Raw genomic sequence first — 3,468 nt, 5'->3', positions numbered from 1 at the left:
GAGCAGTCGTTCCGGATGTCCAAGACCGACCTCGCCGCCCGGCCCATGTTCGTACGCACCAAAGACGCAATCGAAGCCCACCTGACCATCGTGTTCACCGCGCTCGCCGTCGCCCGCGCCATCCAGAACCGCACCGGCCTCGCGGTCCGCAACGTCATCCGACAGCTCCGCCCACTCCGCTCCGCGACCATCGCGATCAACGGCGCCGCCCAGACCTTCCCACCCGAACTCGACCCCGAACGGAGAACCCTGCTCGACGCCCTCACGGGCAAGGCACTAACCAAATGACCGAACTCAGGTCAGCGGGTGGGTGTTGCCGTCGCCGGCGTGCGCGACGACCGCGATCGTGACGTCGCGGGCTGCCGCGATCGCCTCGACGCCCGTCACCAGCTCCGGCAGCCGGGGCAGCGGGACACCCACGTCCTCCAGCAGCACCGGGCCGAGCCGCTCGATCGCCGTGATCGCGCAGCGGCGGGCGACGACGAACGCCTCGCCCTCGTCCGGGTCGTCGGTGGCGAGCACCTCACTCGCCCCGGCGGCCTCGCACGCGGCGACCATGGCCCGCAGCTCCTCCTCGCCGGCCCGGTGGGGGGCGTCCGTGCGGGCGAGCAGCAGCGCCGCGGCGCCGCGGTCCAGGCCCATGGTCAGCATGTCCTCGACCGCGTTGATCGACGTCCGGTCCATGAGCTCGAGCATCGCCGGGCGCAGCGCCGAGGTGATCGACAGGACCGCGGCCGTGGCCGCCGCCATGGTCGGGAAGCTCGCGACCAGCGTGCTCGCCGGCGGCTGAGCGGGCATCAGCCGCAGGGTCGCCTCGGTGATGATCCCGAGCGTGCCCTCGCTGCCGACGAACAGCTTGGTCAGCGACAGGCCGGCGACGTCCTTGAGCCGCGGCCCGCCGAGCCGGACCGCCGTGCCATCGGCGAGCACCACCCGCAGGCCGAGCACGTAGTCGGTCGTCACCCCGTACTTCACGCAGCACAGGCCGCCCGCGTTGGTCGCCACGTTGCCGCCGATCGAGCAGATCTCGAACGACGACGGGTCCGGCGGGTACCACAGCCCGTGCTCGGCGGCCGCCCCCTTCACCTCGGCGTTCAGCGCCCCGGGCTGGGCGACCGCGATCCTCGTCACCGGGTCGACGTGGACCGCCCGCATCCGCTCCGTCGAGAGCACGATGCCGCCGGTCACGGCCGTCGACCCGCCGGACAGGCCGGTGCCGGTGCCGCGTGGCACCACCGGCACCCGGTGCCGCGCCGCCCAGCGGACCGCCACCTGCACCTGTTCGGTCGACTCCGCCCGCACCGCGGCGAGCGGAATCCCGGCGTCGGGATCCGCCGCCCGGTCCCGCCGGTACTTGTCCAGCAGGTCGGGATCCGTCGCCACGACACCCGCCGGCAGCGCGTCCACGAGCTCGGCGAGCTCGGCGAGCGTCACACCCACGGTCCGCCTCCCAGTTCCCGCCCCCGCTGTGTCCCGTCAGTGATCCTGGGGACAACGGCCGCCGGGCGTGCGAAGGAAGATCATTTTCGCACGCCCTTTGGCCCTCTAGACCGAACTTGCGAGTGCTCGAAGATCGCTACGCGCACAGCCTGGCACTTTGGCCTGTGTTGTCCGAAGTGTAGTCAGTAGGTTGCTTGATCGGGATCTTGCTGGATGGGATCATCGACTCGTGGCGAGGCAAACGGGTGCTATGCACGTGGACCGGATTGTCAGTCGGCAGACGAACGCGGCCGGCGAGCCGCGGGAGTACGTGTCGCATCTGGTGCGGCGTACCTTCCGGGAAGACGGAAAGGTCAAGAACGAGACCATTGCGAACGTCTCGCACCTTCCGCCGGCGGCCATCGACGTGCTCAGGAAAGCGCTCGCGGGCCGGACGCTGGTCGATGTCGAGAAAGATGTCGAGATCGCTCGGTCTCTTCAGCACGGCAATGTCGCCGCGGTCATGACGGTCGCCCGGCAGCTCGGCCTGCCGGCACTGCTGGGGCCGGCTGGGCGACAGCGGGATATCGCCCTAGCGCTGATTGTCGCCCGGATTATCCAGCCCGGTTCGAAGCTCGCCACCAGATCCTGGTGGTCCGACAACACGCTCGGCGCGGACCTGGGGATAGACACGGCGTCGACCGACGAGATCTATGCCGCCATGGACTGGCTGCTACACCGGCAGGACGACATCGAAAGGCAACTCGTGGGCCGGCATCTCGTCGACGGCGGCCAGGTTCTTTTCGACCTGTCGTCGTCCTGGATGGAAGGGCACTGCTGCCCGCTGGCGTCCCATGGCTATTCCCGTGACGGCCGTCGCGGGCTCGAGCAGATCGAGTACGGAGTCCTCACGGACGCCGACGGCCGGCCTGTCGCGATACGCGTCTTCCCCGGTAACACCGGCGACCCGTCCGCGTTCATCGAAGCCGTGCACGCCGTCCAGAAAACGTTCCACCTGAAGAGTGTGATCATGGTCGGCGATCGAGGGATGATCACGTCGGCGCGTATCAGGGCGCTCCGCGAGTCCGACGACCTGGGATGGATCACCGCCCTGCGCGCGCCCCAGATCGCCCAGCTCGCGGCCGTGGACGGCCCGCTGCAGCCGACCCTGTTCGACGAGACCAACCTCGCCGAGATCCGCCACCCGAAATTTCCCGGAGAGCGGCTGATCGCCTGCCGGAACCCTTTCCTGGCAGCCGAGCGTGCCCGCAAGCGTGACGAACTGCTCGATGCCACCGAAAAGGCGCTCGCCCCAGTCGTCGCCGCCGTCACGGAAGGCCGGATCGTCGGCGCCGCGGACATCGGCATGAAGATCGGGAAGATTGTCCACAGGCGGAAGATGGCGAAGCACCTCGAGATCACGATCACGGACGCCGATGTCACCATCGCCCGGCGGGAGGAGAGCATCGCCGCCGAGGCGGCGCTCGACGGCATCTACGTCGTCCGCGCCGAGGAGAAACACGCGAGCGGAATGCGCGGAGACGAGATCGTCACCGCGTACAAGAACCTCTCCCAGGTCGAACGAGTCTTCCGTACGATCAAGACGACCGACCTTCAGGTGCGACCGATCTACCACTACCTGGAAAACCGGGTCCGCGCACATCTCTTGATCTGCTCCCTCGCTGCCTACATCACCTGGCACCTGAGGAAACGGCTCGCCCCCCTCACCTTCACGGACGAGGAGCCGCCAGGCCGCACCGACCCGGTCGCGCCCGCTCTCCGTTCCGAGGCCGCCAACCGGAAATCCACACGCAAGGAACAGCCCGACGGAACGCCTCTTTACAGCTTCCAGGGCCTCCTCGCGCACCTGGCCACCCTGACCCGCGACGAGATCCGCATCAGCGGCGGCGGCAGCCTTCAGCTACTCACGAACGCCACCGAAACCCAGAGAAAGGTCTTCCAGCTAATCGGCGCGCCTATCTCCAAGACCGTTGGTAGTCAGTAAGACGATCAATGGCTGCCGCGAACCCGCAAGTCACGAGCCCGCAG

The 3,468-nt window shown here is 68.5% G+C and carries 2 protein-coding genes and 1 pseudogene; 2 read left to right on the top strand and 1 reads right to left on the bottom strand.

What is annotated here, in order from left to right:
• Positions 1 to 288, top strand: a pseudogene (locus QOZ89_RS46895) (IS1634 family transposase); the annotation flags it as partial.
• 6 nt (positions 289 to 294) lie between these two features.
• Here QOZ89_RS46895 and QOZ89_RS46890 read toward each other — a convergent pair.
• A complete protein-coding gene (locus QOZ89_RS46890; RefSeq protein ID WP_312630380.1) occupies positions 295 to 1,440 on the bottom strand; it encodes an FAD-binding oxidoreductase in 1,146 nt (381 codons plus the stop codon).
• A 256-nt stretch (positions 1,441 to 1,696) separates the two neighbouring features.
• Here QOZ89_RS46890 and QOZ89_RS46885 point away from each other — a divergent pair, with 256 nt between their 5' ends.
• Positions 1,697 to 3,424, top strand: a complete 1,728-nt coding sequence (locus QOZ89_RS46885) for an IS1634 family transposase (protein WP_312623741.1) — start codon at positions 1,697 to 1,699, stop codon at positions 3,422 to 3,424.
• Positions 3,425 to 3,468: the final 44 nt, after the last annotated feature.

Origin of the sequence: Pseudofrankia coriaricola, from assembly GCF_032027725.1 — a bacterium.
GTDB lineage: Bacteria > Actinomycetota > Actinomycetes > Frankiales > Frankiaceae > Pseudofrankia.
Note: the sequence above shows the minus strand (reverse complement) of the source record. Positions and strands in the feature narration are given on the sequence as shown.